Source organism: Desulfuromonas sp. (assembly GCA_002869615.1).
Classification (GTDB): Bacteria; Desulfobacterota; Desulfuromonadia; order Desulfuromonadales; family UBA2294; genus BM707.
Window position 1 is genome coordinate 1 of the sequence record PKUH01000088.1, and the last position, 3,405, is coordinate 3,405.

General features: G+C 57.7%; 5 protein-coding genes. 1 reads left to right on the top strand and 4 read right to left on the bottom strand.

Annotation, left to right across the window (positions count from 1 at the left end):
- On the bottom strand, positions 1 to 233 hold a 233-nt coding region (locus C0623_08555; protein PLX99782.1), incomplete at its 3' end, for a phosphofructokinase.
- A 122-nt stretch (positions 234 to 355) separates the two neighbouring features.
- Here C0623_08555 and C0623_08560 point away from each other — a divergent pair.
- Positions 356 to 907 carry a hypothetical protein gene (locus C0623_08560; protein PLX99783.1) on the top strand — a complete coding sequence of 184 codons (552 nt, stop codon included), beginning with the start codon at positions 356 to 358 and terminating at the stop codon, positions 905 to 907.
- A gap of 84 nt (positions 908 to 991) precedes the next feature.
- On the opposite strand, the gene hypE is transcribed toward C0623_08560, so the two are convergent.
- From hypE to hypC, 3 genes are all read right to left on the bottom strand, one after another.
- On the bottom strand, positions 992 to 2,005 hold the full coding sequence (hypE, locus tag C0623_08565) for a hydrogenase expression/formation protein HypE (protein ID PLX99784.1): 1,014 nt from the start codon (positions 2,003 to 2,005) through the stop codon (positions 992 to 994).
- 135 nt (positions 2,006 to 2,140) lie between these two features.
- Positions 2,141 to 3,232 (bottom strand): hydrogenase formation protein HypD, encoded by a 1,092-nt coding sequence (locus C0623_08570; GenBank protein PLX99785.1) that lies wholly within the window; start codon positions 3,230 to 3,232, stop codon positions 2,141 to 2,143.
- The coding region (hypC, locus tag C0623_08575) for a HypC/HybG/HupF family hydrogenase formation chaperone (GenBank protein ID PLX99786.1) at positions 3,229 to 3,405 on the bottom strand (177 nt) is incomplete at its 5' end. The genes hypC and C0623_08570, both read right to left, overlap by 4 nt.

Below are 3,405 nucleotides of genomic sequence, written 5' to 3' on the forward strand. Positions count from 1 at the left end.
CCGCCGGTGCGGCCGGCCCGGTTGACGATACTCTCGGTCAGCTCGATGTAGCAATGACTGTTGTCGGCTTTTTCATCACGGACGATTTCAACCAGCCCGGCCCAGCAGCGACGAATGCCGACAACCCGGTACCCTTCACGCAGTGCCCGAATTGTGACTGCCCGGATCGCCGGGTTCAACCCCGGGACATCGCCACCCCCGGTCAAAATACCAATGGTTTTCTTCCTGCCCATAACGGAACTCCTCTCTTTTATATGCTCTTTAGCAAAAAGCTTAGTCGATTCTTCACAATCAACAAGTTATACTATAGAAAATTGATTGTTTTTGCCGGTAAAATCCGGAGGAGGGCCCCGAAATGCAATACAGGTTCAATTTCGTACTGCTTCTGACTGCTGTCGTTCTGGTGTTCGGTGGTTGCGCCAGACCGGGACCGGAATTTTCGACCTTTGTCAAACCCGAGGTCGACTTTTCGGCATTCCAAAGCTTTCAGTGGCAGGAGACCCGACCGGAAACATTGATTATGCAGGCCCGGCGGGAGTTGATGCACAGGTTGATTGTGCAAACAATCGACCAAGAGCTTGAAGCCGATGGACTAGAGAAGAGAGAGAGTGCTGACCTTGTTGTCACCTACCGGCTGACCGTCAGCCCGCAGAAAGGTTTCTGGCAGACGCTCACTGCCGCCGAGAGTATTACGCCCGGAGCCTATAATCAGCGGTCGGCGGAAGCGCAGACCAGCTCGGTTGAGGAACGAAAGTTGAAGCAGGGTGTACTGGTTATTGAATTACGGGACCGGAATGACCTTGTGGTCTGGTCGGGTCGGGCCAGTGCGATTGTCTCAGAGGCTATGCCCGGCCGTGCGGTTGAGGCGGTGCGACGGATCATGGAAAAGTACCCGCCATACGAATAAAGAAGTTCCCGGGAGCCAGGCTGCAGATTGCAGAAGGAAGGTCCTGAAAGAGGAAATCACCCCCCATTTCTTTTCTTCAATGCTTCAACAGATTCTCGGCAACTGCTCTCCCGCCAGCATCTCTATTGAACGTTTGCCGCCGATCGCCGTTTTCAAGGCCAGCTTACCGCTCCCTTCACTAACGACAGTGCCGATAACCGCGGCATCCTTACCGGCCGGATGTTTCTGCATCGTTTGCAGAACAGCTTCAGCTTTATGATCGGCCACCACGGCCAATAGTTTTCCTTCATTGGCAACGAACAGGGGATCGAGGCCGAGGATCGCGCAGGCACCGCCGACATCGTCCCGTACCGGGATCGCCGTTTCCTCGAGCTCGAGGTCGACCCGTGACTGCAATGCGATCTCCTTTAGCGTCGTTGCAACACCGCCGCGGGTCGGGTCACGCAGTACGTGTATCGACCCACCACCTTCGGCAAGGATCGTTTCGACCAGGCTGGCGAGCTCGGTGCAATCCGACTCTATCGCGCTCCCCAGTTCCAGCCCCTCGCGGCTCGCCAGAACCGCCATGCCGTGATCGCCGACGGTCCCATTAATGATGATCCGATCTCCCGGCCTGGCGCCGCTTCCCGTAATAGTCAATTCATGTTCAATAACGCCGATTCCGGATGTGTTGATAAAGATCTTGTCGGCCTTGCCCCGCGGCACCACCTTGGTATCGCCGGTAACGATTGTCACGCCGGCCTTGTCAGCCGCTGTGCGCATTGCTTCAAGAATCTCCTGCAGATCAGCAACCGGAAAACCCTCTTCGAGAATCAGGCCGACGCTGACCACCAGTGGTCTGGCAGCGGCCATGGCAAGGTCGTTCACCGTCCCGTTGATCGCCAGGTCGCCGATGCAGCCGCCGGGAAAAAAGATCGGGTCAACGACATAGGAGTCGGTGGTAAAGGCAAGACGACCGGCCGGGGCAGGCAGGATGGCAGCGTCATTCTGCTCACTTGCGGCAATGCCGGAAAGAGCCGGGATGATGATATCGTCGAGCAGCTGATGACTGAGCTTGCCGCCGCTGCCGTGACCGAGAAGGATAATGTCGGATTTCAATATATGACTCCTAGGGACACATGCAATTTAACGGAGAGACGCAGAGAGGGAGAGGGGATAAGATCGCGTAGAGCATAAAGCATTTCATTAAGGAAAACTCTCCGACTCAGCTTCTCTCCACCTCTCCGTTAAAAATCAAGAACCGTATTTATATTCCGCCGCGCAGGTTCCTTCGCTCGAGACCATGCAGGCGCCGACCGGGTCTTCCGGGGTGCAGACCGTGCGGAAGAGTTTGCAGTCGGTTGGCCGGATTTTCCCTTTGAGAATGTCGCCGCAGAGGCAGCCGGGATGTTCACGCGGTTCTTCGATCTCGACATTCAGTTTCTCGGCGGCGTTGTAGGTGGAATATTCCGGACGCAGTTCAAGGCCGCTGTCGGGAATGTCGCCAATACCACGCCAGCGGGCCGAGCAGGGCCGGAAGACCTGGTAAAGGATGTCGCGCGCCTTCAAGTTGCCTTCCGGTTTGACGACCCGGCGGTACTGGGTCTCGACTTTCGCTTCGCCGTTTACCACCTGGCTGGCGAGCATGGCGATCCCCTGCAGGACGTCGAGCGGTTCGAAGCCGGTAATCACTGCCGCAACATTGTACTGCTCAACCAGCGGCCGGTAAGCATCAGCGCCGATAATGGCGCTGACATGAGCCGGGCAGATGTAGCCGTCGACCTGCAATTCCGGATCACCGATCAGGGCGGCCATCGGTGCCGGCATCGTCTTGTGGCTGGTGAGCACGGAAAAATTCTTCACCCCCCTCCGCTGGGCGGTCAGCACCGCGCCGGCGATGGTAGGGGTTGTTGTTTCAAAGCCGACACCGAGAAAGACGATCTCCTTTTCCGGGTTTTTTTCGGCAATCGCGACGGCATCGAGCGGCGAGTAGACGATCCGGATGGCGGCGCCGGTTGCCTGCTCATGGATCAGGCTGCTCGATGATCCGGGAACCCGGATCATATCGCCGAAGGTGGTGATGATGGTGCCGGGCCGGCGGGCCAGTGCCACGGCGTGGTCAACATAGCCGACCGGAGTCACACAGACCGGGCACCCCGGGCCGGAGATCAAGCGGATCTGTGGCGGCAGCAGGTTGCGGATGCCGTGCTGGTAGATCGCCATGGTGTGGGTGCCGCAAACCTCCATCAGGGTGATGGTGCCGTCGTAACCGGCGACGACCTTTTCGATGGCATCAATCTGACCCCGGGCGAGTTCGGGATCGCGAAAAGGAGTCGTCAGCTTCATTCAGCAGCCAGGCCCATATCGAGAGCTTCGCGCAGGGCATTCAGGGTCAGTTGCGCTTCTTCTTCATCAATCCGCTCGATCGCAAAGCCGGCATGAATCAGCACGTAATCACCGACCTCGACGTCGTCGATCATCATCAGGCTCGCTTCCCGGGTGACACCGTCGATCTCGCA